Annotated in this window: 24 protein-coding genes; 11 read left to right on the forward strand and 13 right to left on the reverse strand. The window is 68.2% G+C overall.

What is annotated here, in order from left to right:
- Nucleotides 1-62 precede the first annotated feature (62 nt).
- Complete coding sequence (locus QWG60_RS01960; RefSeq protein WP_107181396.1) at nucleotides 63-2966, reverse strand: ribonucleoside-diphosphate reductase subunit alpha; 2904 nt, start codon at nucleotides 2964-2966, stop codon at nucleotides 63-65.
- Between the two features lie 352 nt (nucleotides 2967-3318).
- Here QWG60_RS01960 and QWG60_RS01965 point away from each other — a divergent pair, with 352 nt between their 5' ends.
- Nucleotides 3319-4032 (forward strand): winged helix-turn-helix domain-containing protein, encoded by a 714-nt coding sequence (locus QWG60_RS01965; protein WP_046079567.1) that lies wholly within the window; start codon nucleotides 3319-3321, stop codon nucleotides 4030-4032.
- Nucleotides 4032-5669, forward strand: a complete 1638-nt coding sequence (locus tag QWG60_RS01970) for an ATP-binding protein (RefSeq protein ID WP_046079566.1) — start codon at nucleotides 4032-4034, stop codon at nucleotides 5667-5669. The genes QWG60_RS01965 and QWG60_RS01970 overlap by 1 nt, the downstream gene beginning before the upstream one ends.
- A 9-nt stretch (nucleotides 5670-5678) precedes the next feature.
- On the opposite strand, the gene QWG60_RS01975 is transcribed toward QWG60_RS01970, so the two are convergent.
- Nucleotides 5679-6593: a LysR family transcriptional regulator gene (locus QWG60_RS01975; RefSeq protein WP_035599496.1), complete on the reverse strand. Its 915-nt coding sequence runs from the start codon at nucleotides 6591-6593 to the stop codon at nucleotides 5679-5681.
- Nucleotides 6594-6779: 186 nt separating this feature from the next.
- On the opposite strand from QWG60_RS01975, the gene QWG60_RS01980 reads away from it, so the two are divergent.
- Together QWG60_RS01980 and QWG60_RS01985 are read left to right on the forward strand one after the other, a co-directional pair.
- Nucleotides 6780-7541 (forward strand): COG3650 family protein, encoded by a 762-nt coding sequence (locus tag QWG60_RS01980; RefSeq protein WP_146908720.1) that lies wholly within the window; start codon nucleotides 6780-6782, stop codon nucleotides 7539-7541.
- Nucleotides 7542-7658: 117 nt separating this feature from the next.
- Nucleotides 7659-8258 carry an FMN-dependent NADH-azoreductase gene (locus tag QWG60_RS01985; RefSeq protein WP_046079565.1) on the forward strand — a complete coding sequence of 200 codons (600 nt, stop codon included), beginning with the start codon at nucleotides 7659-7661 and terminating at the stop codon, nucleotides 8256-8258.
- Nucleotides 8259-8340: 82 nt separating this feature from the next.
- Here the strand turns inward: QWG60_RS01985 and QWG60_RS01990 are convergent, their stop codons facing one another.
- Together QWG60_RS01990 and QWG60_RS01995 are read right to left on the reverse strand one after the other, a co-directional pair.
- A complete protein-coding gene (locus tag QWG60_RS01990) occupies nucleotides 8341-9405 on the reverse strand; it encodes a metal-dependent hydrolase (protein ID WP_146908718.1) in 1065 nt (354 codons plus the stop codon).
- Between the two features lie 31 nt (nucleotides 9406-9436).
- Nucleotides 9437-9997, reverse strand: a complete 561-nt coding sequence (locus tag QWG60_RS01995) for a DNA-3-methyladenine glycosylase I (protein WP_107181392.1) — start codon at nucleotides 9995-9997, stop codon at nucleotides 9437-9439.
- A gap of 104 nt (nucleotides 9998-10101) precedes the next feature.
- Between QWG60_RS01995 and QWG60_RS02000 the strand changes: the two genes are divergently transcribed.
- Entirely contained in the window at nucleotides 10102-10542 is a 441-nt protein-coding gene (locus QWG60_RS02000; RefSeq protein WP_035599973.1) for a VOC family protein, read from the forward strand.
- Between the two features lie 89 nt (nucleotides 10543-10631).
- On the opposite strand, the gene QWG60_RS02005 is transcribed toward QWG60_RS02000, so the two are convergent.
- A complete protein-coding gene (locus QWG60_RS02005) occupies nucleotides 10632-11036 on the reverse strand; it encodes a DoxX family protein (RefSeq protein WP_046079562.1) in 405 nt (134 codons plus the stop codon).
- 110 nt (nucleotides 11037-11146) lie between these two features.
- On the opposite strand from QWG60_RS02005, the gene QWG60_RS02010 reads away from it, so the two are divergent.
- Entirely contained in the window at nucleotides 11147-11587 is a 441-nt protein-coding gene (locus tag QWG60_RS02010; RefSeq protein ID WP_146908716.1) for an META domain-containing protein, read from the forward strand.
- Between the two features lie 95 nt (nucleotides 11588-11682).
- Here QWG60_RS02010 and QWG60_RS02015 read toward each other — a convergent pair whose 3' ends face one another.
- The 5 genes from QWG60_RS02015 to QWG60_RS02035 all read right to left on the reverse strand — a co-directional run bounded on the left by QWG60_RS02015 (nucleotide 11683) and on the right by QWG60_RS02035 (nucleotide 19712).
- Complete coding sequence (locus QWG60_RS02015; protein WP_146908714.1) at nucleotides 11683-13122, reverse strand: phosphatase PAP2 family protein; 1440 nt, start codon at nucleotides 13120-13122, stop codon at nucleotides 11683-11685.
- Between the two features lie 175 nt (nucleotides 13123-13297).
- A complete protein-coding gene (locus tag QWG60_RS02020; protein WP_146908706.1) occupies nucleotides 13298-16135 on the reverse strand; it encodes a valine--tRNA ligase in 2838 nt (945 codons plus the stop codon).
- A 282-nt stretch (nucleotides 16136-16417) separates the two neighbouring features.
- Nucleotides 16418-16861 carry a DNA polymerase III subunit chi gene (locus QWG60_RS02025; protein WP_016855202.1) on the reverse strand — a complete coding sequence of 148 codons (444 nt, stop codon included), beginning with the start codon at nucleotides 16859-16861 and terminating at the stop codon, nucleotides 16418-16420.
- 76 nt (nucleotides 16862-16937) lie between these two features.
- Nucleotides 16938-18017: a branched-chain amino acid aminotransferase gene (locus QWG60_RS02030; protein ID WP_146908711.1), complete on the reverse strand. Its 1080-nt coding sequence runs from the start codon at nucleotides 18015-18017 to the stop codon at nucleotides 16938-16940.
- A gap of 171 nt (nucleotides 18018-18188) precedes the next feature.
- Nucleotides 18189-19712 (reverse strand): leucyl aminopeptidase, encoded by a 1524-nt coding sequence (locus QWG60_RS02035; RefSeq protein WP_046079557.1) that lies wholly within the window; start codon nucleotides 19710-19712, stop codon nucleotides 18189-18191.
- Between the two features lie 184 nt (nucleotides 19713-19896).
- On the opposite strand from QWG60_RS02035, the gene lptF reads away from it, so the two are divergent.
- The 5 genes from lptF (at nucleotide 19897) to bfr (ending at nucleotide 23467) form a co-directional block, all read left to right on the forward strand.
- A complete protein-coding gene (gene lptF, locus QWG60_RS02040; protein ID WP_081945783.1) occupies nucleotides 19897-20979 on the forward strand; it encodes an LPS export ABC transporter permease LptF in 1083 nt (360 codons plus the stop codon).
- Nucleotides 20976-22040, forward strand: coding sequence for an LPS export ABC transporter permease LptG (gene lptG / locus QWG60_RS02045; protein ID WP_046079556.1), 1065 nt, complete (start codon nucleotides 20976-20978; stop codon nucleotides 22038-22040). The genes lptF and lptG overlap by 4 nt, the downstream gene beginning before the upstream one ends.
- Nucleotides 22041-22052: 12 nt before the next feature.
- A complete protein-coding gene (locus tag QWG60_RS02050) occupies nucleotides 22053-22529 on the forward strand; it encodes an RDD family protein (protein ID WP_146908704.1) in 477 nt (158 codons plus the stop codon).
- 102 nt (nucleotides 22530-22631) lie between these two features.
- Nucleotides 22632-22838, forward strand: coding sequence for a (2Fe-2S)-binding protein (locus tag QWG60_RS02055; RefSeq protein ID WP_035593980.1), 207 nt, complete (start codon nucleotides 22632-22634; stop codon nucleotides 22836-22838).
- 152 nt (nucleotides 22839-22990) lie between these two features.
- Nucleotides 22991-23467: a bacterioferritin gene (gene bfr / locus QWG60_RS02060; RefSeq protein ID WP_046079555.1), complete on the forward strand. Its 477-nt coding sequence runs from the start codon at nucleotides 22991-22993 to the stop codon at nucleotides 23465-23467.
- A 184-nt stretch (nucleotides 23468-23651) separates the two neighbouring features.
- Here bfr and QWG60_RS02065 read toward each other — a convergent pair whose 3' ends face one another.
- From QWG60_RS02065 to QWG60_RS02075, 3 genes are read right to left on the reverse strand one after another with little or no spacing between them, the layout of a single operon-like run.
- Nucleotides 23652-23879: a DUF1653 domain-containing protein gene (locus QWG60_RS02065; RefSeq protein WP_146908702.1), complete on the reverse strand. Its 228-nt coding sequence runs from the start codon at nucleotides 23877-23879 to the stop codon at nucleotides 23652-23654.
- Between the two features lie 17 nt (nucleotides 23880-23896).
- Complete coding sequence (gene tcdA, locus QWG60_RS02070) at nucleotides 23897-24721, reverse strand: tRNA cyclic N6-threonylcarbamoyladenosine(37) synthase TcdA (RefSeq protein WP_046079553.1); 825 nt, start codon at nucleotides 24719-24721, stop codon at nucleotides 23897-23899.
- Entirely contained in the window at nucleotides 24718-25482 is a 765-nt protein-coding gene (locus QWG60_RS02075; RefSeq protein WP_046079552.1) for a pseudouridine synthase, read from the reverse strand. The genes tcdA and QWG60_RS02075 overlap by 4 nt, the downstream gene beginning before the upstream one ends.
- Nucleotides 25483-25566 lie beyond the last annotated feature (84 nt).

Here is a 25566-nt window from a genome sequence, read left to right on the forward strand (position 1 = left end):
AGGGTAGAAGGGGCGGAGCCGGAGGGAGATCCCTCCGGCTCGAGCGGTGGCGCGTGACGCCGTTACTGGCAGGCCTCGCAGCCCAGCTCGTCGATCTCGCCCGCGGAGGGCGCACGGGAGCCGCCGCCGTTCTTGCCCTGCAGGAAGTCGTCGATGCCCTTGGGCTCCTGCTTGGCTTCCGGCGCGGCGGACGGCGTCGGGGCGGCGCCGGGCGAGGCGTTGCTCACCGCGTTGAGGTTGCCGCGGTCCACGGTGGACTTCTCCACCGAGGTGGCGCCCAGGGCGCGCAGGTAGTAGGTGGTCTTGAGGCCGCGGAACCACGCCATGCGGTAGGTCACGTCCAGCTTCTTGCCGGAGACGCCCTTGATGTAGAGGTTCAGCGACTGGGCCTGGTCGATCCACTTCTGGCGACGGGCGGCGGCCTCGACCAGCCACTTGGGCTCGACCTCGAAGGCGCTGGCGTACTTGGCCTTCAGGTCGTCCGGCACGCGGTCGATGGGCTGCACGGAGCCGTCGTAGTACTTGAGGTCGTTGATCATGACCTCGTCCCACAGGCCGCGCTCCTTCAGGTCGTTGACCATGTAGGAGTTGACCACGGTGAACTCGCCGGACAGGTTCGATTTCACGAACAGGTTCTGATAGGTCGGCTCGATCGACTGCGAGACGCCGCAGATGTTCGAGATGGTCGCGGTCGGGGCGATGGCCATGACGTTGGAGTTGCGCATGCCCTGGGCGGCGACCTTGTCGCGGATGCGATCCCAGTCCTGGGTCGTGGAGGTGTCGACCTCGATGTACTTCGCGCCGCGCTCTTCCTTCAGCTTCTCGACGGAGTCGATCGGCAGCACGCCCTGGCTCCATAGCGAGCCTTCGTAGCTCTGGTAGTGTCCGCGCTCGGCGGCCAGGTCGCTGGAGGCCTCGATGGCGTGATAGCTGACCAGTTCCATGGAACGGTCGGCGAAGGTCACGGCGTCCTCGGAGGCGTAGGCGATGTCCTGGGCGTAGAGGGCATCCTGGAAGCCCATGATGCCGAGGCCCACCGGGCGGTGCTTGAAGTTCGAGTTCTTCGCCTGCGGCACCGCGTAGTAGTTGATGTCGATGACGTTATCGAGCATCCGCACCGCGGTCTTGACGGTCTTCTTCAGCTTGTCGCCGTCGAACTCGCCGTCGACCACGTGCTGGGCCAGGTTGATGGAGCCCAGGTTGCACACCGCGATCTCGTCGACCGAGGTGTTCAGGGTGATCTCGGTGCACAGGTTGGAGCTGTGGACCACGCCGGCGTGCTGCTGCGGGCTGCGCAGGTTGCACGGATCCTTGAAGGTGATCCACGGGTGGCCGGTCTCGAACAGCATCGAGAGCATCTTGCGCCACAGGTCCTTGGCCTTGACGCGCTTGAACAGCTTGAGCTGGCCGTTGCGGGTCATCTCCTCGTATTCCTGGTAGCGCTTCTCGAAGGCGGCGCCGTACAGGTCGTGGAGGTCCGGGCAGGTGGCCGGCGAGAACAGGGTCCACTCCTGGTCGTCGAAGACGCGCTTCATGAACAGGTCCGGCACCCAGTTGGCGGTGTTCATGTCGTGGGTACGACGACGGTCGTCACCGGTGTTCTTGCGCAGCTCGAGGAACTCCTCGATGTCGAGGTGCCAGCTCTCGAGGTAGGCGCAGACGGCGCCCTTGCGCTTGCCGCCCTGGTTCACGGCCACGGCGGTGTCGTTGACCACCTTGAGGAACGGCACCACGCCCTGGGACTTGCCGTTGGTGCCCTTGATGTAGGAGCCCAGCGCACGCACCGGGGTCCAGTCGTTACCCAGGCCGCCGGCCCACTTGGAGAGCAGGGCGTTGTCGCGGATGGCGCTGTAGATGCTGTCCAGATCGTCAGGCACGGTGGTCAGGTAGCAGCTGGAGAGCTGGCTGCGCACGGTGCCCGCGTTGAACAGGGTCGGGGTGGAGGCCATGTAGTCGAAGCTTGAGAGCAGCTCGTAGAACTCGATGGCCCGCGCCTCGCGGTCGTCCTCGTTGAGCGCCAGGCCCATGGCGACGCGCATGAACATCACCTGGGGCAGCTCGTAGCGCACCTCGTCGCGGTGGATGAAGTAGCGGTCGTAGAGGGTCTGCAGGCCCAGGTAGGTGAACTGGGCGTCGCGGGTGTGGTCCAGGGCATCGCCCAGGCGCTCGAGGTCGAACTCGGCGAGCTGCGGGTCGAGCTGCTCGAATTCGATGCCCTTCTCGATGTAGGCCTGGAAGGCCGGCTTGTAGAAGTCGGCCATCTCCTGGTAGGTCGCCTCGTCGGCGATGCCCAGGAACGACAGCGCCTCGCGGCGCAGGTTGTCCTGCAGCAGGCGGGCGGTGACGTAGGTGTAGTTGGGATCCTTCTCGACCAGGGTCCGCGCGGTCATCATCAGCGCCTGGGAGACGCCGTCGGCGCTCACGCCGTCGTAGAGGTTCTTCAGCGAGTCCTCGACGATCTTCTGCGGATCGACGTTGGTGAGATTCTCGCAGGCGTCGAAGACCAGGGTCTCGACCCGGCCCAGGTCCAGCGGGCGAGTGCTGCCGTCCGGCGCGGTGACGTTGAGCGTCGGGTGCGGCTTCTCGATGTCGGCGCCGGCCTCGGCGCGGGCCCGGGCGTGCTCCTCGCGGTACAGCACGTAGGCGCGGGCGACCTTCTGCTCACCGGCGCGCATCAGGGCCAGTTCGACCTGGTCCTGGATATCCTCGATGTGCACGGTGCCGCCGTCGGGCATGCGGCGCTGGAAGGCCTGGGCAATGCCCTCGGAGGCCTGCTGCACGAAGTCGCGGACCCGCGAGGAGGTGGCGGCGTTGTCGCCCTCCACGGCGATGAAGGCCTTGCTCAGGGCCACGGCGATCTTGCCGGCATCGAAGGGCGCGACATCGCCGGTGCGCTTGATGACACGCAGGGTCTGCGGAGCGGTGACGGAGACGGACGAGTGGTCCTGGGCAGCGGTGGTATCCATGGCGCCGGGGTCCCTACCTTGTCGATTGAAGAAGGCCGCCGTGGGCACGACGGTTGACAGAATCTGGAGTGGTTGCTATGGCACAGTATATGGTGTGCTAGCCCCAAGCGGGCACAAGATAGTGTGCTTTCCCTCGTTCATCAAGTGGATAACTTTGTGGATGATTTGTGACCTTTCGGGGGGTGTTTCGAGGGCTTCTCGCCAGCCCGCGCGGTTGGGCCGCTGGCGCCGATTCGGGGTGGGCGTCGACGAGCGAAGGAACGCGTTGTCGGGTATTCTTTAGCTATCGGTGGTCGGACGAGTGCCGACGACCCACACCATCCGCACGCCCATTGAGGAAGATGACGCACAAATGGACGACAGCCTGGACCCTTCCGAGCAGGATCACGTACTGATCATCGAGGATGATGAGCGCCTGGCCGAGCTGACCCGCGACTACCTCGAGGCCAACGGCTTTCGGGTGACTCTCGAGCCCGACGGCGCCCGGGGTGTCGACAGCATCCTCGCCCTGCAGCCCGACCTGGTGATTCTGGACCTGATGCTGCCCGGCGAGGACGGCCTGTCGATCTGCCGTCGGGTGCGCGCCGACTACCCCGGGCCGATCCTGATGCTCACCGCCCGTACCGACGACATGGACCAGGTGTTGGGGCTGGAGATGGGCGCCGACGACTACGTGGCCAAGCCGGTGCAGCCACGGGTGCTGCTGGCGCGCATGCGGGCGCTGATGCGTCGCCGCGAGACCGGCGCCGTCGGTGAGGAGCCGCGGCTGGCGTTCGGGCCGCTGGAGATCGACAGCTCGACCCGTGAGGCCTTCCTCTCCGGCGAGCGCGTCGACCTGACCAGCGCCGAGTTCGATCTGCTGTGGCTGCTGGCCAGCAACGCCGGCCGGGTGCTGACCCGGGAAGAGATCTTCTCCCAGCTGCGCGGCATCAAGTACGACGGTCAGGATCGCTCCATCGACGTGCGGGTCTCGCGGATTCGCCCCAAGATCGGTGACGATCCCAACCAGCCGCAGCGGATCAAGACCGTGCGCAGCAAGGGCTACCTGTTCGTCAAGGAAGGCTGATGGCGTCCTTCCGCCTGCTGCCCAGGGCCCTGTCCGACAGCACCTTCCTGCGGGTCTACGTGCTGCTGGCGCTGGCCCTGGTGATGAGTTTCGCCCTGGCGCTGCTGGCCATCACCGTGGTCGACAAGGTGCGGCGTCAGCACTATCAGGAACAGCTCGCCGAGGCGCCGATGACGCTGTTCAGCGCTCGGCTCGAGGCGCTGCCCGCGGAGAGGCGTGACGCCTGGCTGCGCGAACAGAGCGCCCGGCTCGGCATTCGACTGTCGCTGCACGAGATGACCGACTATCCGCTCGGCTACTTCGAGCGCGCGCGGCTCGAGGGCGGCCAGACCCTGGTGCGTCAGACCGAGACCATGGGCTGGCTGCTGCACCGCCGGCTGGACGACGAGCCGCGGCTGCTGCGCCTGGAGCTGGCCTCGCTGGGTGAGCATCAGCTGGTGGGCCTGGCGCGGCAGCTGGGTCAGTGGCTGGTCGAGGTGCCCCCGGAGCGCCGCGCGGCGCGGCTCGACCGGCTGCGTAGCGGGGTGATCCAGCTGAGCCTGACCGACACGCCGCCCGAGGGGCTCGACCCGACGCGTCTGGCTTCGCTGAGCGATGCCGAGGTGGTGGTGCGCCTGCTGCCCCAGCGCTGGGCGATGTCGCTCTATCTTCAGCTGCCGGTCGCGTCGGGCGGGACCCAGTGGGTCGAGGTCGGCCCGCTCAACGCCTTCGAGCCGCTGCCGGCGTCGCTGTTGCTGCTGTTGCTGCTGATGCTGCTGGGCATGCTGGCGGTGATCATCTACCTGATCGTGCGCGGCGTGGAGGCACGCATGGCACGCCTGGAACTGGCCGCCACCCGCATCGCCGCCGGCCGCCTGGACACCCGGGTCAAGGTCGAGGGCAACGATTTCCTGAGTCGGCTGGGCATGGCGCTGAACGGCATGGCGACTCAGGTGCAGTCGCTGCTGCGCGGCCAGCAGGACATGATCCGGGCGGTGTCCCACGAGCTGCGCACCCCGGTCGCGCGTATCCGCTTCGCCGTTCAGATGGTCGAGGACATGACCGACGAGCCGGGCGTGCGGCGCCATCTGCAGGGCATCGACGCCGACATCACCGAGCTCGACGACCTGGTCGACGAGATCCTGACCTACGCGCGCCTGGGCAGCGAGACGGCCAACGGCGTGCCCATGGAGACCTCGCTGGTGGAGTGTCGCGCGATGGCCGAACGCGTCATCGAGGCGCTGCACCCGCTGCACGCCCAGCTGAGCCTCAGCTTGGTGCCCGGCGAGGAGGTGGAGGCCGCGGCCGAGTCGCGCTATCTGCAGCGGGCCCTGCAGAACCTGGTGGCCAATGCCTGCCGCCATGCCCGCGCCCGGGTGTTGATCCGCATCCACGGCGAGCCACGGCTGGTGCGCATCGACATCGAGGATGACGGCCCCGGGGTGCCGGTGGCCAAGCGCAGCGAGATCTTCAAGCCCTTCGCGCGTCTCGACGACAGCCGGGCCCGCAACTCGGGCGGCTACGGCCTGGGGCTGTCGATCGTGCAGAAGGTGATGGCCTGGCACGGCGGCAGCGTGATGGTGGACGCCAGCCCCTCGCTCGGCGGGGCGCGCTTCACGCTGCTGCTGCCCCAGCGCGCCGCGGGGCATGACGCCTGAGCCGGGCGCTCAGGCCGGCTTGACGCCCTCCAGCACCGCAAACGAGGTCTCCCGGGCGGTGCGCAGGAAGTCTTCCATCCAGGGCGCATCGCGCGTCTCCTCGCGGATCGCCGCGAACAGCGTGCTCCACACCCCGTGCTCGCCCAGCGGCACCGCCTTCACGTAGTCCCGCTCCAGATATTCGGTCAGCGCCCAGTTGGGCAGCGCGCAGACGCCGCGGCCGCTGGCCACCAGCTGCATCATCATGATCGTCAGCTCGGCGGTGCGTACCTCGCGGGGCCGGCAGTCGGCCGGGTCGAGGAACTGGGTGAAGACGTCCAGTCGTCCATGCTCCACCGGGTAGGTGATCAGCGTCTCGTCGACCAGGTCCTGCGGCGCCACGAAGGGGCGTCCGGCCAGGCGGTGCTGGCGGGCCACGGCCAGCAGTCCCTCGTAGCGGAACAGCGGTTCGTAGTGGACGCCGGGCAGCGGCTGTGGATCGGCGGTGATCACCAGGTCGAGCTGCTCCCGGGCCAGGGCCGGCAGGGGGTCGAAGTGATGGCCGCCGGGAATGTCGATCTCCACCTCGGGCCAGTGATCGCGGAAGTGGTCCACGGTGGGCATCAGCCACTGGAAGCAGCTATGGCATTCGATGGCCATGTGCAGCCGGCCCTGTTCGTTGCCGGCCAGCCGGGCCAGGTCGCGTTCCGCCATGCGAACCTGGGGCAGCACCTGTTCGGCCAGCGCCAGCAGGCGTAGCCCGGCGCGGGTGAATTCCACCGGCCGGGTCTTGCGCAGGAACAGCGGGCTGCCCAGCCGCTCCTCCAGGTCCTTGATCTGGTGGGAAAGGGCGGACTGGGTCAGGTGCACCCGCTCGGCGGCTTCGACCAGGGAGCCGGCGTCGCGCAGGGCGATGAGCGTGCGGAGGTGGCGGAGTTCGAGCATGCTTTTGAGCTAACTTCATGATGATGAAGAGCAAGTTTAGTTTTATTCAGACGTATGGGCCAGTCGGATGCCGCGGCCCGCGTCGAGGTCGTGCCATGGCTTCGGAGCGCGGGGCATGGCGCCAAATGCGCTCGGCGGCTGGTATGCTGGCGACGATGGAGTCTCGTCGCACAAGGAGTCATTGCCATGTTCCGCCTTTCTTCCTGCCGGATCGCCCTGCCGCTGCTGATGTCGCTGGGCCTGTCCGGCTGCATCACCTACGTCAACTCGCCGACCCCCGAGCCCGCTCCCGAGCCGCCCGAGACCAGTGACGCGGGCACGTCCGCCGAGGCCGACGCGCCCAAGGCGCCGTTGCTGCCGTCGACGCTGTTTCCCGGCGAGGCCGACGAGCTGGTCGGCTGGCGCTGCACCCCGGCCCAGGATCTGGTGACCGCCGAGGGCGACGACGAGCTGCGACTGTGGTCGGCCCTCGGCGCCACGCGGCTCACGCCGTCCGTGGTGGCCAGTGGCAGCCGCTATCAGAACGGCGGGCTGAGCGTATGGCTGAAGGGCGACGAGGCGCTGGTCGAGAGCCAGCGGGGCCGGCTGGACTGCCGGCGCGACATCACCCTCGATGCCCTGACCCGCGAAGGCCATCCCGGCGTGATGTTCCACGGCCGTGGCAACGAGCCGGGCTGGCACCTGGCACTGGCCAACGACGTGCCCGAGCTCGACCTGACGCTCGACTACGGCGAGCGTGAGATGACGCTGCCCTATCGGGTGACCACCCTCGACAACGGCGCCGGCCGGGTGATCCTGGCCAGCGGCCAGGCAGCGCGGCCCTTCACGCTGCGCATCGAGGCCAAGGCCTGTTTCGATGACATGAGCGGCCAGCCCTGGCCGGCCCGGGTGACGCTGTCGCTCAACGGCGAGACCTATCGGGGCTGCGGGCAGGGGATCGCGCCCTGAGGGGCAGGATGTTCGACGCGATCGAATGATAGGCGCGGTTTTTTCCGCTTATCGTGGCCAAAAACGAATATATAATGGCGATCATTCTTACGCTCACGAAGCTTCAAGGAGATCGCCATGACCCGCGTCCTCGTCCTGACCTCTTCCATCCTCGGCGGCAACTCCCAGGCGTTGGCCGATCACTTCAGCACCCTGGCCGGCGAGCGCGACGGCGTGGAGATCACTCGCCGCGATCTGGTGGCCGACGATCTGCCGCACCTGGGGCTGCCGGAGCTCGCCAGCTGGCAGGTGGCCCCGGAAGAGCGCGATGCCGAGCAGCGCGAGCTGGCGGCCCGTTCCGACGCCCTGATCAAGGAACTGCTGGCCCATGACGTGGTGGTGCTCGGCGTGCCGATGTACAACCTCGGCGTACCGTCGCAGATGAAGGCCTGGTTCGACCGCGTGCTGCGCGCCGGCGTGACCTTCCGCTACACCGAGAACGGCCCGGTGGGCCTGATCGAAGGCAAGCGGGCCATTCTGCTGGCGGCGCGCGGCGGCGAGTACGCCGGCTCCGAGCTCGATAGCCAGACCCCGCACCTCACCCACATGCTGGGCCTGATGGGCATCGGCGAGGTGGATACCGTGTTCGCCGAGGGGCTGAACATGGGCGAGGCCAAGCACGACGCGGCCATGAACGAGGCCCGCCAGGCCATCGCCGGCCTGGTCGAGCGCCTCTGAGCCGGCGATGCCGACCTGAGCATCATCCATCGCGTAACAGGGCGACCCTTGGGTCGCCCTGTTCGCGTTCTGGGATAGCCGGTCAGCAGGTGGCGGACGTTGACAGCCGCCAGCGAGGCTCGACGAACTGACCGACGCAGAGCCGCGGTTCGGTGGAGAGGATTCGCGTGCCCAGCCGCCTCAGCGCCGCCTCGCTGTCACGGCGCCGGGGCTCGAGCTGGTAGGGCGCGGCGAGCGGCCGCCAGCCGTCGTCGGTGCGCTCGGCGAGGGCGAAGTGGAAGGCGTGGAAGCCCGGGAAGCCCAGTCGCAGATCGGTGGCCACCAGGGTGGCCGGCTCCCGACTCTCGTCGACCTCGTAGCGCAGGAAGGGGCCGGCGAACCAGTCCAGGCGACGCCCGCTGGCATCGTCCCGGACCACGGTTTCCCACTCGCTGCCGCGGGAGAAATGCTCCAGCCGGGGCCGCCGGTCGCCATCGAAGACGCCGACCAGCGTCTCGTGGTAGCGGTCCGCCTCGGCCACGCTGACGCGCCACAGCAGGATATTGAAGGGCGTGGGCTGGATGAGACGCGGCGCGTCCTCCAGGCCGTTCTCGGCGAGCACCGGCTCCACGCGCTGCTCGATCAGGGTCCGGGCGCCCAACGACAGCACCAGGTACAGGCAGGACAGTGCCAGCCCCCAGCGGGTGGCGCCGATTCGTCCGCTGAACAGGGCGATCAGTACCGTCGCCAGCAGCGGCAGCGAATAGAACGGGTCGATGATGAACACCAGCGGGTAGGCCGTCGGGCGAAGGTCCAGCGGCCACCAGATCTGGGTGCCGTAGGTGGTCAGCGCGTCCAGCAGCGGGTGGGTCAGCAGGCAGAGGCCGAAGAAGGCCAGCCAGCGTCCCGGGGAAATGTCCCGCGCCTTGGCGAAGCGGGCCGATAGCCCGGCGAGCAGGGCCGCGAGTCCGGCCAGCACGAACAGCGAATGGCTGAAGCCGCGGTGCTGGGTGACGTTGGCCACGGCGTCGCCGTAGTCGATGATCACGTCGAGGTCGGGCAGGGTCCCGAGGGCGGCGCCGATCAGCACCGCCTTGCGGCCCAGCCGTCGGCCCAGTACGGTGCCGCCGATCGCCGCGCCCAGCGCGGCCTGTGTCAGGGAATCCATGGGCGAAGAGGGTCCTCGGGTCGCGGTGATATCAGGGGGCGGGGCGTGTCGTCTCGCTGGCCCGGGCCCAGGCGGGGCCGGCGGCGAGGACGCGGGCCTGGACCGGGCAGTCGTCGCGATGGGCGCCGGGCAGGTAGCCGCTGCTCATCAGGAACTCGCCGACGATCTCCGGGCCGGTGAAGCGGAAGGTCCGCTTGAAGAGCCCGACCCAGTCGGCGTGGGGGCGCGGATGATGGGCCTCCAGCCAGGCGTGGAAACTGCCGTGCTCGTCGCGCAGGTGCTGGATCACGCCGGCATTGTGGATGACGGCGTCGACCTTGAGGCGGTTGCGGATGATGCCGGCGTCGGCCAGCAGCCGGGCACGCTCGACATCGCCGTAGGCGGCCACGCGGTCGACGGCGAAACCCTCGAAGGCGTCGTGGAAGGCGTCGCGCTTCTTGAGCACGGTCAGCCAGGACAGTCCCGCCTGGTTGATCTCCAGGGCCAGGCGCTCGAACAGCGTGTCGTCATCGGCAACGGGGAAGCCGTATTCATGGTCGTGATAGGGGCCGTGAAACGGATGGCCGGGGGCCAGGTCACAGTAGTGGCTCATGGAACCTGCTCGTCGAGGAAGGCGTCGGGGAGCATGATGCCTCAGCATGCCCCCGCCGACAGCACTTGTGAAATTCAATCGATCCGCGAAATAGGGAGAGAGACATGCAATATCTGCACACCATGGTCCGGGTCAGCGATCTGGACGCCTCGCTGCACTTCTACTGCGACCTGCTGGGGCTCAAGGAAGTGCGCCGCAAGGAGAACGAGAAGGGGCGCTTCACCCTGGTATTCCTCGCCGCCCCGGCAGACGAGTCGCGCTCCACGGAGCTGCAGGCGCCGGAGCTCGAGCTGACCTGGAACTGGGACCCGGAGACCTACACCGGCGGCCGCAACTTCGGCCACCTGGCCTATCGCGTGGACGACATCTATGCGCTGTGCGAGCACCTCCAGGCCAACGGCGTGACCATCAACCGCCCGCCCCGCGACGGCCACATGGCCTTCGTGAAGAGTCCCGACGGCATCTCCGTGGAGCTGCTGCAGGCCGGTGAGGCGCAGGCACCGAAGGAGCCGTGGGCATCCATGGAGAACACCGGCAGCTGGTAAGCGGCCGCCGGCCTGTCCTGCGGAAATGAAAATGCCGCCGACGGAGGCCCGTCGGCGGCATTGTCTGTGCGGGGCAGTGGCGCGGGCGCTCAGTCGGGCCGGAGCGCCATGCGTCCGCTGCCGAGGAAGACCAGCGCCAGGGCGCCGGCGAAGAACATGCCTTGCAGCTCGAGCTGCCAGCCGCCGTTGTCGTTGAGCATGAACAGCTCGCCGGTGTGGGCCAGCAGCACCGCGACCAGCATGTTGCCGGCCATCAGCAGACCCGCCAGTCGGGTCTGCCAGCCGAGGATGGCCATCACCGGGGCGACGACCTCGCCGATCAGCACGCCGTAGGCGAGCACGGCGGGCAGCCCATAGCCCTCCAGCAGGCCACCGATCCAGTCGAACGAACCGGGGTTGAACAGCTTCGAGATGCCGTGAAACAGGATCAGGCCGCCCACGGCGAGTCGCAGCAGCAGCTTGCCGAGGGGATCGTTGTGCAGGGCGTTGAGCATGGGACCTCTCCTTGTTCGATGGGATGCGCAAAGCATTGTCCGAGACGCCGGCCTGGGGCAAGCTTGATCTCGATATCGATACGCTCCCGCCAACGTTCAAGGATGACGCCATGTCTGCCCCCCTTCGCCTTGCCCTGCCGCTGATGCTGGCCGCGCTGATGGCCGGCTGTGCCGCCGGCCCCGCGCCGGTCCCCCCGCCCGGCGACACCGTTTCCGGCCCGGTGGTCGGGCCTCGCTGGAACCTGCTGCTGGTGGGTACCAGCGAGCGATTGGAGATGCCGGCCACGCCCTGGTTCCAGGTCGCGGCGGACGGCAACGTCATCGGCAGCGACGGCTGCAACCGCTTCACCGGCAGTGTCGCGCTGGATGCGCAGAACCGCATCGAGTTCTCCTCGCTGACCTCGACCCGCCGCGCCTGCCCGGACATGGCCGGCGCCCGCCAGGTCACCGAGATGCTGGACGAGGCCTATCGCTACCTGATCGATCATGACCGGCTGGTGTTCTTCGGCCCCGACCAGCACGTGCTGGGCGGCTTCCGCCGCGTCGACTGAGGCGGTCGATACCGCCAGGACGATCAGAGGAAAAGACGACAAGGGCCCGCCTGAATCAGACGGGCCCTTGTCGTGGGGCGCCGTCGCCGACCGGCTCAGTGCCGGAGCGGGAGGCGCGGCAGGGCCTGTCGAATGGCGCGCGTCAGCCCCTCGGCCATCGGCGTGCACAGCACCCAGGGCAGCAGCAGCAGGGCGATGCTCAGCGCGCCGATGTAGACGTCGCTGAACCAGTGGGCGCCGACCAGGATGCGCGGCGCGCTGAGCAGCACCACGAAGGCCAGGCTCCAGCCGGCGATGCAGCGATCCGCGAAGCGCAGCATGAAGCCGGCGAAGACCATCAGCATCAGGCCATGGTCGCCCGGGAAGCTGTTGGCATCGGAATCCTTGGTCGGGATGCTGACGATGTCGGTCAGCCGCGCGGCGTGCTCGAAGAAGCGCGTCGGGCTGGGGTGGCCGTAGCTGATCGCCTCATTGGTGATCAGCGCCACGATGCCGGCGGTGATCAGCATGGTCACGCCGATGGCGGTCCAGTGTCGGACGCGATCCTCGCGCGTGTCGCGGCGCATGGCCAGGGTGAAGAGCAGGCCCAGTATCCCGAAGGAGATCGCGTCGAAGGCGCGTGAGTTGAGCACCGCCAGCAGGTCGGCCCAGTGGGGGTTCTCCGGCGAGATCCAGGCGTTGAACAGCCAGAAGAGATGGTCGTCCAGGTCGATCCACAGGATGCCATGCGGCACGGCCCAGCTCAGCAGCAACAGCACGCCGGCGAGGTTGTAGGCCGAGATGCGCTTGAGCATGCCCCGCTGGTCGTACAGCCGCCGGGGCCAGGAACGGACCGGACCCAGGCGCCGACAGGCGCCGTCGAAGAACGTCGCCAGCCGCCTGATGAGCGTCGAGATCGAGGCATTGCACAGCACCCAGGGCAGCACGACCAGGGCGATGGCCAGCGATCCGAGATAGACGTCGCTGACCCAGTGGGCGCCGCCCATGATGCGCGGCAGCGTGACCAGCACGCTGAGGGCCACCGCCAGGCTGGCGATCAGCCGGTCGGCGAAGCGCAGCATGAAGCTGGCGAACACCATGGCCATCAGCCCGTGATCGCTGGGGAAGCTGTTGGACGCCTCGTCCTTGGCCGCCAGGGCGGTGTGTTCGCTCAGGAAGTTGACGTCCTGGTGCCACAGCGTGGGGCTCGGGCGTGCCGCCAGCAGGTTCTGGTGCAGCAGCTCGCCGAGCAGGGCGGCCACGGCCGACATCACCAGGCCGATCGCCAGCCACTTCTGCCAGCTGCCCCTGGGGTCTCGGTGCATGGCGAAGAACATCATGACCATGAGCACCGCGAACATCGCCAGGTCGAAGGCGCGGGTGTTGAGTGCCGCCAGGAATTCGGTCCAGTACGGGTAGGCGGGACCGATGAACTGGTTGAAGAAGTAGAAGACGTCGTCGTCGAGGCGGGTCCAGGCCAGCGCGGTGGGGAGCCACCAGCTCGCGATCAAGGCGAAGCCAAGAAGGTTGTAGAAGAGGATTCGGCGCAGCTGCATGACCAATACCCTGATAAGGATTAGCCGGTTATTTTAATCGATGTCGAGAATCAAAAACAGTGTTTGCTAACTGTCCCGATCGATCGCTGTTCGCGGTGGGCGGACCGGCGGGCGTGAAGCACTCGGCCCCGCCATAGGCGGGGCCGAGTGGGAGTAGTGCTTGGCGAAAGAAGGATCAGAGCGCGGCGATCTTGTCGCGCTGTTCGACCAGCACCTTGCGGGCGGCGGCGAAGTCCGCCAGCTTGTCGCGCTCCTTCTGCACCACCGCCTCGGGGGCCTTGGCGACGAAGCTGTCGTTGCCGAGCTTCTTCTCGATGCCGCCGATCAGCTTGTCCTGCTTCTCGATCTCCTTGGCCAGACGCGCGAGCTCGGCGTCCTTGTCGATCAGCCCGGCCATGGGCACCAGCACTTCCATCTCGCCGACCAGCTGGGTGGCCGACAGCGGCGCCTGTTCGGGATCTTCGAGCCAGGTGACGCTCTCGAGCTTGGCCAGCTTGGAGAGGAACAGCCGGTTGGCCTCCAGGCGCTCGCTGTCGCCGGCGGTGCCCTTGGTCAGCAGCGCCTCCAGCGGCTTGCCCGGGGCGATGTTCATCTCGGCGCGGATGTTGCGGATGGCCACGATCACGCCCTTGAGCCACTCGATGTCGCGGGTGGCGTCCTCGTCGATCAGCGCCTCGTCGGCCTGCGGCCATGGCTGGGTCATCACGGACGGACCCTCGACGCCGGCCAGCGGGGCCACGCGCTGCCAGATCTCCTCGCTGATGTAGGGCATCATCGGGTGGGCCAGGCGCAGCACGGCCTCGAGCACGCGCACCAGGGTGCGGCGGGTGCCGCGCTTGGCGGCCTCGGAGGCGCCGTCGTCCCACAGCACCGGCTTGGAGAGCTCGAGGTACCAGTCGCAGTACTCGTTCCACACGAAATCGTAGAGCGCCTGGGAGGCGTGGTCGAAGCGGAACTCCTCCATCGCCCTGGTGACCTGGGCCTCGGTCTTCTGCAGCTGGGAGATGATCCAGCGGTCGGCCAGCGACAGCTCGACCTCGCCGCCGGCGGCGCCGCAGTCCTCGCCTTCGGCGTTCATCAGCACGTAGCGCGAGGCGTTCCACAGCTTGTTGCAAAAGTTGCGGTAGCCGTCGAGGCGGCCCATGTCGAACTTGATGTCGCGGCCGGTGGTGGCCTGGGACAGAAAGGTGTAGCGCAGGGCGTCGGTGCCGTGGGGCTCGATGCCCTCCGGGAACTCGCCGCGGGTGGCCTTGGCGATGGCCTTGGCCTTCTGCGGCTGCATCATGTTGCCGGTGCGCTTCTCGACCAGGGCGTCCAGGTCGATGCCGTCGATCAGATCGATGGGGTCGAGCACGTTGCCCTTGGACTTGGACATCTTCTGGCCCTGGGCGTCGCGCACCAGGCCGTGCACGTAGACCTGCTTGAAGGGCACCTCGCCGGTGAACTTCAGGGTCATCATGATCATCCGGGCGACCCAGAAGAAGATGATGTCGAAGCCGGTGACCAGCACGCTGGACGGGTGGAAGGTCGCCAGCTCCGGGGTCTGCTCGGGCCAGCCCAGGGTGCCGAAGGTCCACAGCCCGGAGCTGAACCAGGTATCGAGCACGTCGTCGTCCTGGGTCAGCGCGAGGTCGTCGGCCAGGCCGTGCTTGGCGCGGGCCTCCTCGGCGCTGCGGGCCACGTAGACGTTGCCCTCGGCGTCGTACCAGGCCGGGATGCGGTGGCCCCACCACAGCTGGCGCGAGATGCACCAGTCCTGGAGGTCGCGCATCCAGGCGAAGTACATGTTCTCGTAGTTCTTCGGCACGAACTCGATGTCGCCGTTCTCCACCGCGGCGATAGCCGGCTTGGCCAGCTCCTCGACGGCGACGAACCACTGATCGGTGAGCAGCGGCTCGATGACGTCGCCGGAGCGATCGCCGTAGGGCAGGGTGTTGCTGACGGTCTCGACCTGCTCGAGCAGGCCGGTGGCGTCCATGTCGGCGACCAGGCGCTCGCGGGCCTCGAAGCGGCCGAGGCCTGAGTAGGCGGCGGGCAGCGAGGTGTCGATGTCGGCCAGCGGGCGGCCCTGGAGGTCGAACGCCTCGGCGGCCTCGAGGACGGCGGCGTCCTTGGAGAAGACGTTGATCAGCGGCAGGTTCTGGCGCTTGCCGACCTCGTAGTCGTTGAAGTCGTGGGCCGGGGTGATCTTCACGCACCCGGAGCCCTTCTCCATGTCGGCGTGCTCGTCGGCCACGACGGGGATGCGGCGGCCGACCAGCGGCAGCTCGACGAACTTGCCGACCAGCGAGGCGTAGCGCGGGTCTTCCGGGTTGACCGCCACGGCGCTGTCGCCGAGCAGGGTCTCGGGACGGGTGGTGGCGACGACCAGGTAATCCTTGCCGTCGTCGGTGGTCACGCCGTCGGCCAGCGGGTAGCGGAAGTGCCAGAACTGGCCCTGCTGGTCCTTGTTCTCGACCTCGAGGTCGGAGATCGCGGTGTGCAGGGTCGGGTCCCAGTTGACCAGCCGCTTGCCGCGGTAGATCAGATCCTCTTCATAGAGGCGCACGAAGACTTCCTGCACGGCCTTGTAGAAGCCGTCGTCCATGGTGAAGCGCTCGCGGGACCAGTCGACACTGGCGCCCATGCGGCGCAGCTGGCGGGTGATGTGGCCGCCGGACTCGTGCTTCCACTCCCAGATCTTGTCGGTGAAGGCCTCGCGCCCGAGGTCGTGGCGGCTCTTGCCTTCCTCGGCGGCGACCTTGCGCTCCACCAGCATCTGGGTGGCGATGCCGGCGTGGTCGGTGCCCACCTGCCACAGGGTGTTGCGACCCTGCATGCGCCGCCAGCGCGTCAGGGTGTCCATGATGGTGTCCTGGAAGGCATGGCCCATGTGCAGGCTGCCGGTGACGTTGGGCGGCGGGATCATGATGGAGAACGGCTCGCCCTCGCCGGAGGGGGCGAAGCGGTTGTCGGCTTCCCAGCGCTCGTACCAGCGGGTTTCGATCTGCTCGGGTTGGTAGGTCTTGTCCATGGGGTCTTCCGGGTCGAAGGAGGTGGCGACGACGCGGCACGGCGGGCCCTCGGGCCGGCGGTGCGGGACGCGAAAAATGGGCTCGATTATAGCCCGAGGGGCCGGGTGGCGTCATGGGCGGCCGGCAGGCTTCTCGATGCAGTGAGGGGCGCCGGGGGCAGGTCGAAGAGGGGTTTTTGGCCATGGATGGCCAAAGAAGCGCCCAGGGATGGGTTCATAGCGCCCCTCGGAGACCTGTCGACGGAATAGCCCCGAACAATGCGGCTCAGGAAAAGGAGGAGCTCAGGCCCCGGCGCGCAGATGGTGCGGCGTGACCGGGTAGCCGCGCTTCTTGTAGGTCTGCCAGCAGCGCCGCTTGGCGGTCAGCACCGCCTGGTGCTGGTTGATGATCTCGGCGACCCGCTCGAAGCGTGAGAACCACTCGGGAATCTCCGGGTGCAGGTTGAGCATCGCCTGCACGCCAGCGTCGCCGGGCGGCGGTTCCTGCCAGCCGAGGGTCACCGGCACGCTGTCGGCCTGCTCGCTGCCGAGCAGCGCGTGGGGCAGGTAGGCGTCGGGCCGGAAGGTCCAGAGGGTGTCGTCCAGCTCCCGGGCCATGGCCTCGTCCTCGGCGTGCAGGTGCAGCCGATAGCCCTTGCGGGCGATGGTCTCGGCGAGCCGGCAGGCGAATGCCAGCCGCGCTTCCAGGGTGGTCTCGGGGAGGATGTAGAAATCGATGCGGGTCATGAGACTCCGTCTAAAACGGACTGCGCTCGGCCTTGCCCCCGGGAAAACCCGTCTCTCCGGGGGCAGGAAAAGCCGTTTACACCAGGCGGGTCAGCCAGCCGTACTTGTCCTCGCTGCGGCCGTACTGCAGGTCCAGCAGGCGGGTGCGCAGGCGCTTGGCGATCTCGTTGTCGCCCTCGGCGGCCAGGCGGATGGTGTCGTCCTCGGTCACCAGCTCGCCCACCGGGGTGATCACCGCGGCGGTGCCGCAGGCGAAGACCTCGACGATCTCGCCGCTGGCCGCGCCCTCGCGCCACTCGTCGATGCTGATCGGGCGCTCTTCCGGGGTCAGGCCCTCGTCGCGCGCCAGGGTCAGCACCGAGTCGCGGGTCACGCCCTCGAGGATGGTGTCGGTCAGGCGCGGGGTGACGATGCGGCCGTCGCGGTAGACGAAGAACAGGTTCATGCCGCCCAGTTCCTCGATCCACTTGTTCTCGGCGGCGTCGAGGAAGGCGACCTGGCTGCACTCGTGGTCGGCGGCTTCCTTCTGGGCGGCCAGGGAGGCGGCGTAGTTGCCGCCGCACTTGGCGAAGCCGGTGCCGCCGGGGGCGGCGCGCTTGTAGTGCGAGGACAGCCAGATCGAGACCGGCTTGATACCGCCCTTGAAGTAGGCCGCGGCCGGCGAGGCGATGACGTAGTAGTCGACCTCGTGGGACGGGCGCACGCCGAGGAAGCTCTCGCTGGCGATCATGAACGGGCGCAGGTAGAGGCTCGACTCGTCGGCCTCGCTGGCCGGGGTCGGCACCCAGGCGCTGTCCTGGGCCAGCAGGGCCTTGAGCGAGTCGATGAAGTTCTCGTCGGAGAGCTCCGGCAGGGCCAGGCGACGCGCGCTGCGACGGAAGCGCTCGGCGTTCTTCTCGGGGCGGAAGGTCCACACCGAGCCGTCGGCGTGGCGGTAGGCCTTCACGCCCTCGAAGATTTCCTGGCCGTAGTGCAGCACCGCGGCGGCCGGGTCCAGGGTCAGCGGACCGTAGGGGCGTACCTCATGGCCGTGCCAGCCGGCGTCGACGGTCCAGCGGACGTGGGCCATGTGATCGGTGAAGTAGCGCCCGAAGCCGGGGTCGCTCAGGATCTCCTCACGGATCGGGGTCGCCGTGGCATCGGCGGTGGGCAGCATGGAAAAACGTTCGGTGGACACGGCTTGGTCTCCGCTTCTATCGGGGCGCGGCCGGCGCCCCGGCAGGCTGAACAGGGTGATCGGGCGAGAGGCCGCCCGGTCAACGAATGTCGACATTCACATGAAAAAGTCGCCACGCCCAAAAGGCAAGCCCGGGCGTGGCGGCGGCGCTCAGGCCTCGCCGTCGGCCTCGACCTGGCCTTCGGCCTCGCGGTCCAGCAGGTACTGGGTCAGCAGGCTGACCGGGCGGCCGGTGGCGCCCTTCTGCGCGCCGGAGTTCCAGGCGGTGCCGGCGATGTCCAGGTGCGCCCAGGGGAACTTGTCGGCGAAGCGCGAGAGGAAGCAGCCGGCGGTGATGGTGCCTGCCGGGCGGCCGCCGATGTTGGCCAGGTCGGCGAAGTTGGAGTCCAGCTGCTCCTGGTACTCGTCCCACAGCGGCAGGTGCCAGGCGCGGTCCCAGGCGGTCTCGCCGGCATCGAGCAGGTCCAGCGCCAGGTCGTCGTCGTTGGCCATCAGTCCGGTGGCGTGGTGGCCCAGGGCGATGATGGCGGCGCCGGTGAGGGTGGCGATGTCGACCACGCTGGCCGGCTCGAAGCGCTCGGCGTAGGTCAGGGCGTCGCACAGCACCAGGCGACCCTCGGCGTCGGTGTTGAGCACTTCCACCGACAGGCCCCGAAGGGTCTTGATGATGTCGCCGGGCTTGGTGGCGCGGCCGCTGGGCATGTTCTCGGCGCTGGCGACGATCGCCACCAGATTGATCTTCGGCCGCACGGCGAGCACCGAGGTGACGGCGCCGAACACGCTGGCGGCGCCGCACATGTCGAACTTCATCTCGTCCATGCCCGCGCCGGGCTTCAGCGAGATGCCGCCGGAGTCGAAGGTGATGCCCTTGCCGACCAGCACGTGGGGGGCCTCGTCGGGGTCCTCGGCGCCTTGGTACTTCATCACGATCAGGCGCGAAGGCTCGTCGCTGCCGTGGCCGACGGAGAGCAGCGAGTGGGCGCCCAGCGTCTCGAGGGCCTCCTCGTCGAGGATCTCGGCGCTCAGCGCGCCGTCGGAGCCGGCGGCCAGCTGCTCGGCGCGGTCGGCCAGATAGCGCGGCGTGCAGACGTTGCCGGGCAGGTTGCCCAGGGTGCGGGCGGCGTTGATGCCCTGGCCGATGCCGTCGCCGACCCGGGCGCCTTCGCGGGCCGCCTCGGCGTCGTCGCCTTCGCTGACCAGCAGGGTCACGCGCTCGAGCTTCGGCGCCGGGCCGGGCTCGGACTTGAATTCGGTGAAGCGATAGACCGCGCGATGGGCGGCCTCGGCGACCGTGCGCGCCTTCCAGTCGCTGTCGCGGTCGGGGACCGGCACGTCGGTGAAGGCCACTGCGGCGTCGTCGGCGGGCAGCGTCGCCAGGGCGGTGAAGGCCGCGTCCACGGCCTTGCGGAAGGCGCCTTCCTGGCACTTGTCACGGGGCCCCAGGCCGACCAGCAGCAGGCGGTCGGCGTTCAGACCGGGGGCGAAGGGGACCATCTGCACGTTGCCCAGCCTGGCGTCGAAGTCTTCGCGCTCGATCAGCTGGCCGATCAGCCGCTCGCTGGCATCGTCGAGCTTGGCGGCGGCGGGCAACAGGTCGCCATCCTTGAACACCGGTACCACGAGGCAGGCCGTCTCGACCTTGGCGGGATTGGCCGTCTGAACTGGGAATTCCATGGTGTCTCCACAAGACAAGCGGTGGGGGATTCTGGATAATGCCGGCACATGGCCGAGTCGTCCCAGTGTACCCCAGGAGCCTGCCGGACTTCACACCGATCTGTGGCGCCCGACACTCCCCCGGGCCTGCGTCTCATTGCATGGAAGAGGGCCGGGCCGGACGGACCCGGACCGGGAGACAACCTTGATCATATTCCGCTATCTGACCCGCGAGATCCTGCAGACCATGGCCGCCGTGGCCGGGGTGCTGTTGCTGGTGATCATGGGCAGCCGCTTCATCCGCTACTTCGCCGACGCCGCGGACGGCGAGATTCCCCTGCATATCCTCGGTTCCCTGATGCTGTTTCACATGCCGGGGTTCCTCGAGCTGATCCTGCCGCTGGCCTTCTTCCTGGGCATCCTGCTCGCCTACGGACAGCTCTATCTGAACAGCGAGATCACCGTGCTGGTGGCCTGCGGGACCAGTCCCAACAAGCTGCTGCAGGTGAGCCTGCTGCCCGCCACCGTGGTGGCGGTGATGGTGGGCCTGTGCAGCCTGTGGCTGAGCCCCGCCGGGGCCCTGAAGAAGGAAGTGGTGATCGAACAGCAGCGCAGCCAGCTGGATTTCTCGGTGCTGAACCCGGGACGCTTCCAGGACTTCGGCGATGGCCGCACTGCCTATACCGAGGCGCTGACCGACGACCAGCAGGAGATGCGCGAGGTCTTCATCAGCGAGCGCCAGCGCCGCTCCGACGGCACGCCCGGCACCGTGGTGACCCGGGCGTCTTCCGGCTATCAGACCGTCGACGAGGAGACTGGCAGTCGCTTTCTGGTGCTGACCGACGGCGAGCGCTACAGCGTCGAGCCGGGCCGGGCCCAGGCCGAGCGGCTCGAGTTCGGTACCTACGCGGTGCGGCTGTCGCAAGATGAGAAAAGCCTCGACCTCGACAATCCCGAGCTTGCCACCACGCCGGCGCTGTTCGCCGCCGAGTCGCCCCCCGCCGCGGCGCAGCTGCAGTGGCGCCTGGGACTGCCGCTGATGGTCTTCGTCCTGACCCTGATGGCGATGCCGCTGTCGCGGGTCAATCCTCGCCAGGGCCGCTTCGCCAAGCTGCTGCCGGCGATCTTCCTGTACGTGGCCTACCTCAGCCTGCTGCTGGCGTCGCTGGACGCCATCGGCCGCGGCAGCTGGCCGGCGGGCATCGGCATGTGGCCGATCCATGGTGGCTTCCTGGCCATCGGCCTGGCGATGACGCTGCAGGCACAACGCAAGGGGATGAGTGGATGATCGCCGACCGTCTCGACCGTTACATCGCCCGTCAGATCCTCGGCGCGATCCTGGTGGTGCAGGTGGTGCTGCTGGGGCTCGACCTGGTGATCACCTACATCAACGACCTGGGCGACGTGGAGGGCGACTACGGCGCCCTGCAGGTGCTCTTCTACCTGATGTTCCGGCTGCCCTGGCGCTTCTATCAGTACGCCCCGGTGGGGGTGCTGATCGGCGCCCTGATCGGGCTCGGCAGCATGGCTTCGAGCAACGAGCTGACCGTGATGCGCGCCGCCGGCCGCTCGCTGGTGCGCATCCTGTGGGGCGTGATGAAGCCGATCATCCTGGTGATCGCGGTGGTGCTGTTCGTCGCCGAGTTCGTCAGCCCCAGGACCGAGCAGTTCGCCAGCGCCTGGCGTCTCGAGCAGATGCAGGGCGAGGGCGCCGTGCTGACCGAGAGCGGTGGCTGGCAGCGCGAGGGCGACGACTTCTATCGCTTCGGGGCGATCCGCGCCGACGACGTGGTGCTGGACCTGACCCGCTATCGCTTCGAGGGCCAGGAACTGCGCGAGGCGCTCAGTGCCCGCCGCGCGGTATGGCAGGGCGACGCCTGGGTGCTGGAGGACGTCACCGAGACCCGCTTCGTCGACGGCCGTACCGAGACCTCCCGCCAGTCGACGCGGGCCTGGGAGACCGAGCTGACGCCGCAGCGCCTCGACCGGCTGCTGCGCGAGGTGGACAGTCAGGCGCCCAGCGAGCTGTGGGCCTATGCGCGCTTCCTCGAGTCCCAGGGGCAGAGTGCCACCCAGCCGCTGATCTATTTTTGGCAGAAGATGCTGATGCCGCTGACCATGGCCTCGCTGGTGCTGGTGGCGGCGTCGTTCGTGTTCGGCCCGCTGCGCACCGTGGCCGCCGGCACCCGGGTGTTCTACGGCGTGGTCACCGGGCTGGTGTTCAAGTACCTGCAGGACCTGCTGGGTCCGGCTTCCACGCTGTTCGGCTTCTCGCCGGCCTGGGCCGTGCTGGTGCCGACGCTGCTCTGTGCCGGCCTCGGCCTCTACCTGCTGCGCCGCACCGGCTGACCGGGAGCTCTCATGTCGCGCCGCTTCGACCGTCTCGACGACGTCTGGCCCGCCGGCCTCGGCCGGCGGCTGGGCGCCATGCTCTACGATGCCCTGCTGGTGCTGGCGCTGTGGATCGTCATCGGCGCCGTCCATGTTGCGGTCAGCCGCCTGCTGCTGGGTATTCCTCCCGAGCGGGTCGGCCTCGGCGCCGGCCAGGTGTGGTCGCTGCGTGTCCTGCTGGCGATCGCCGCCTGTCTCTTCTTTACCTACTTCTGGACCCGCGGCGGCATGACGCTGGGCATGCAGGCCTGGCGGCTGCGGGTGCAGACCCTCGACGGCCATGCCATCGATCGCCGTCAGAGCCTGGTGCGCTGCCTGGTCGGCGCGCTCGGCTGGCTGCCGCTGGGCCTCGGCCACCTCTGGGTGCTGTTCGACGGCGAACGGCGCAGCTGGGCGGATCTGGCGTCCGGCACTCGTCTGGTGGTGCTCCCGGGAAAGCGTCGCTGACGTCATCGGGGGCGACCCGGACGAGAATCATCGCCGTCTATGCTTGCGATAGTCCATGCGAATCATTTACATTCGATCTCATGGTCGAGATGAGGTGATGTCATGTACGTGTGTCTGTGCAAGGGTGTGAGCGACAAGGCGATCCGCCGCAGCGTGGAAGAGGGCGCGCGCAGCTGGCGCGAGGTCCAGCGCGAGACGGGTTGCGGCACCCAGTGCGGCAAGTGCGCCTGCATGGGCAAGGCCATCACCCGCGAGACGATCCAGGAAGAGATGGCCCTGGCCAGCGAAGGGCTCGCCTACGCCGTTTGATGGCAATCGCTATCGTTTCCTTTGGCGTTTTCAACGCTTTGATTTGTTTGAGTTTTTTAGGATATCGCCTAGACTGTCCGGCATGGATGGCGGCGCGATGACGCGCGTGCCAAGCTGAAGGACGACCCCGACGACAGCAATGAGGTGGTGTCATGAAAGGCGACAAGAAGGTCCTCGAATACCTCAATACCGCGCTCGGCAATGAGCTGGTGGCGATCAACCAGTACTACCTGCATGCCAAGATGTATCAGGATTGGGGACTGGCCGCACTCGGCAAGTTCGAGTACGAAGAGTCGATCGACGAGATGAAGCACGCCGACAAGCTGATCGAGCGGATCCTGTTCCTCGAGGGCGTGCCCAACCTGCAGGACTACGGCAAGCTGCTGATCGGCGAGGACACCAGGGAGATGCTCGAGTGCGACCTCAAGCTCGAGCACCAGGGCCGCGACGACTACATCGAGGCGATCGCCTACTGCGAGTCGGTGCAGGACTATGTCACCCGCGACCTGCTGCGCGACATCCTCGCCGACGAGGAAGAGCACATCGACAAGCTCGAGACCGAGCTCTCGCTGATCGACAAGGTCGGCATCGAGAACTACCTGCAGAAGCAGATGCACGAAGCGGAATAACAAGCCGCTTGATGGGGCGGGGGCGAATATGAGCGAGGGTTATCCGCCAGGGATGGCGGATGAAGCGCCCAGGGATGGGTTCATAGCGCCTCGCGAAGATTTGCCGCCGGCCATGACATATCAAGCGATGAAAGAAGGCGCCCTATGGGGCGCCTTCTTGCGTTCGGCGTTAGCCTGTCCAGGCTCAGGAAAAGGCCTTTTCCAGCGCGAAGCGGGACGTCACTTCCCCGTCCACCTCGACCGTCTCCATGAACATGCCCAGCGGGCGCACCCACAGGCCGTATTCGCCGTAGAGCGCGCGGTAGGTCACCAGCGCCTCCTCGGTCTCACTGTGATGGGCGACGCCGATCACCTCGTAGCGCGGGCCCTTGTAGTGGCGGTAGATGCCGGGCACGGGATGCGAAACGTCCATGAGTCTCTCCAGGGAATTCAGCGGGAAGAGGCGGCGTCGCGGGCCAGTCGCGCCAGGGTGCGCGAGGCGGCCACGAAGCCGAAGCTGCCGGTGACGAAGGTCGCCGCGCCGAAGCCCGAGGCGCAGTCGAGGCGGGTGGCCTCGCCGGCGGCGGGCTTGGCGTGGCAGACCTCGCCGTCGGCGCCGGGGTAGACGAGCTGCTCGTCGGAGTAGACGCACTCCACCGAGAAGCGTCGCTTGGGGTTGCGCGAGAAGCCGTGGTCGCGCCGCAGCCGCGAGCGCACCTTGGCCAGCAGTGGGTCGTGCTCGGTGCGGGTCAGGTCGGCCACCCGGATGCGCGTCGGGTCGGTCTGGCCGCCCGCCGCGCCGGTCACGGTGATCGGCAGCTTGCGGCGCTTGCACCAGGCGATCAGCGCCGCCTTGGCCACCACGCTGTCGATAGCGTCGATCACGTGGTCCAGGTCCTCGGGCAGCCGCTCGGCGAGGTTGGTCGGGGTCACGAAGGCGGTGTCCGCCACCACCTCGATGCCGGGCTGGATGGCCCGGCAGCGCTCGGCCAGCACCTCGACCTTGGGCCGGCCGACGGTGCCGTCCAAGGCGTGCAGCTGGCGGTTGACGTTGGACACGCAGACGTCGTCGAGGTCGATCAGCGTCAGCTTGCCGATGCCGGAGCGGGCCAGGGCCTCCACGGCCCAGCTGCCCACGCCGCCGACGCCGATCACCGCCACGTGGGCGTGGCGGAAGCGCTCCAGGGCGCGGGCGCCGTAGAGGCGGCGGATGCCGCCGAAGCGCAGCGCGTGGTCGTCGGTCTCGAGGGCGGCGGGGCTCGGAAAATCGTTCATGGCAGTTCACATGGCTCGGCGGAAGGGGCGCGGCGGTTGGCGGGCAGGTGGCCCGCCCAGCCGAAGCGCCGGAACAGCGCGGTCATGGGCGCATCCAGGGCGCAGCCCAGGTCCAGGCGCCGGCCCTCCACCGGGTGGTCGAAGCTCAGGCCCACGGCGGCCAGCAGCAGCCGCGGGCAGTCGAGTCGGTCGGCGAAGAAGCGGTTGTGCACGCCCTTGCCGTGCTTGGCGTCGCCGATGATCGGATAGCCGCGCTGGGACAGATGGCGACGGATCTGGTGGCGCCGCCCGGTCAGCGGGCGCGCCTCCATCAGCGAGTAGCGGCTGGTGGGGTAGCGGTCGACCCGCACCGGAAGTTCCACGCTGTCCAGGCGCCGCACCTCGGTGACGGCCTCCATGGCCGGCATCTCGGCCTTGGGGCGGCGGCCGTCCTCCTCGCGCAGGGCATACGCCAGGCGCTCGGCGTCCGGCCCGGTGCCGCGCACCACGGCCAGGTAGCGCTTGGCCACGCGGTGCTGCTCGAAGGCCTCGCCCAGGCGGCGGGCGACCTCGGACGACAGCGCGAACACCATCAGCCCCGAGGTGGGGCGGTCCAGGCGGTGTACCGGATAGACCCGCTGGCCCAGCTGGTCGCGCAGGGTCTGCAGCAGGAAATGGCGCTCGCCCCGGGCCAGGGCGCTGCGATGCACCAGCAGCCCGGAGGGCTTGTGCACGGCGACCAGATGCTCGTCGTGATGGAGGATGGGCAGCGGTTCGTTCATCGGGCGACTCGGGGGATGCGGCGAGGGCGCCCATTGTCGCCGCGCGACGGGCGGATGTCATCCGTCGCCCTCTGCTCCGGCGAG

Source organism: Halomonas halophila (assembly GCF_030406665.1).
In the GTDB taxonomy this organism is placed as follows: Bacteria; Pseudomonadota; Gammaproteobacteria; order Pseudomonadales; family Halomonadaceae; genus Halomonas; species Halomonas halophila.

What these genes read in the sequence shown, in the direction of transcription:
- QWG60_RS01960 (WP_107181396.1), bottom strand. Translation starts at nt 2,966, where the DNA reads ATGGATACCACCGCTGCCCAGGACCACTCGTCCGTCTCCGTCACCGCT.
- QWG60_RS01965 (WP_046079567.1), top strand. Translation starts at nt 3,319, where the DNA reads ATGGACGACAGCCTGGACCCTTCCGAGCAGGATCACGTACTGATCATC.
- QWG60_RS01970 (WP_046079566.1), top strand. Translation starts at nt 4,032, where the DNA reads ATGGCGTCCTTCCGCCTGCTGCCCAGGGCCCTGTCCGACAGCACCTTC.
- QWG60_RS01975 (WP_035599496.1), bottom strand. Translation starts at nt 6,593, where the DNA reads ATGCTCGAACTCCGCCACCTCCGCACGCTCATCGCCCTGCGCGACGCC.
- QWG60_RS01980 (WP_146908720.1), top strand. Translation starts at nt 6,780, where the DNA reads ATGTTCCGCCTTTCTTCCTGCCGGATCGCCCTGCCGCTGCTGATGTCG.
- QWG60_RS01985 (WP_046079565.1), top strand. Translation starts at nt 7,659, where the DNA reads ATGACCCGCGTCCTCGTCCTGACCTCTTCCATCCTCGGCGGCAACTCC.
- QWG60_RS01990 (WP_146908718.1), bottom strand. Translation starts at nt 9,405, where the DNA reads ATGGATTCCCTGACACAGGCCGCGCTGGGCGCGGCGATCGGCGGCACC.
- QWG60_RS01995 (WP_107181392.1), bottom strand. Translation starts at nt 9,997, where the DNA reads ATGAGCCACTACTGTGACCTGGCCCCCGGCCATCCGTTTCACGGCCCC.
- QWG60_RS02000 (WP_035599973.1), top strand. Translation starts at nt 10,102, where the DNA reads ATGCAATATCTGCACACCATGGTCCGGGTCAGCGATCTGGACGCCTCG.
- QWG60_RS02005 (WP_046079562.1), bottom strand. Translation starts at nt 11,036, where the DNA reads ATGCTCAACGCCCTGCACAACGATCCCCTCGGCAAGCTGCTGCTGCGA.
- QWG60_RS02010 (WP_146908716.1), top strand. Translation starts at nt 11,147, where the DNA reads ATGTCTGCCCCCCTTCGCCTTGCCCTGCCGCTGATGCTGGCCGCGCTG.
- QWG60_RS02015 (WP_146908714.1), bottom strand. Translation starts at nt 13,122, where the DNA reads ATGCAGCTGCGCCGAATCCTCTTCTACAACCTTCTTGGCTTCGCCTTG.
- QWG60_RS02020 (WP_146908706.1), bottom strand. Translation starts at nt 16,135, where the DNA reads ATGGACAAGACCTACCAACCCGAGCAGATCGAAACCCGCTGGTACGAG.
- QWG60_RS02025 (WP_016855202.1), bottom strand. Translation starts at nt 16,861, where the DNA reads ATGACCCGCATCGATTTCTACATCCTCCCCGAGACCACCCTGGAAGCG.
- QWG60_RS02030 (WP_146908711.1), bottom strand. Translation starts at nt 18,017, where the DNA reads ATGCTGCCCACCGCCGATGCCACGGCGACCCCGATCCGTGAGGAGATC.
- QWG60_RS02035 (WP_046079557.1), bottom strand. Translation starts at nt 19,712, where the DNA reads ATGGAATTCCCAGTTCAGACGGCCAATCCCGCCAAGGTCGAGACGGCC.
- lptG (WP_046079556.1), top strand. Translation starts at nt 20,976, where the DNA reads ATGATCGCCGACCGTCTCGACCGTTACATCGCCCGTCAGATCCTCGGC.
- QWG60_RS02050 (WP_146908704.1), top strand. Translation starts at nt 22,053, where the DNA reads ATGTCGCGCCGCTTCGACCGTCTCGACGACGTCTGGCCCGCCGGCCTC.
- QWG60_RS02055 (WP_035593980.1), top strand. Translation starts at nt 22,632, where the DNA reads ATGTACGTGTGTCTGTGCAAGGGTGTGAGCGACAAGGCGATCCGCCGC.
- bfr (WP_046079555.1), top strand. Translation starts at nt 22,991, where the DNA reads ATGAAAGGCGACAAGAAGGTCCTCGAATACCTCAATACCGCGCTCGGC.
- QWG60_RS02065 (WP_146908702.1), bottom strand. Translation starts at nt 23,879, where the DNA reads ATGGACGTTTCGCATCCCGTGCCCGGCATCTACCGCCACTACAAGGGC.
- tcdA (WP_046079553.1), bottom strand. Translation starts at nt 24,721, where the DNA reads ATGAACGATTTTCCGAGCCCCGCCGCCCTCGAGACCGACGACCACGCG.
- QWG60_RS02075 (WP_046079552.1), bottom strand. Translation starts at nt 25,482, where the DNA reads ATGAACGAACCGCTGCCCATCCTCCATCACGACGAGCATCTGGTCGCC.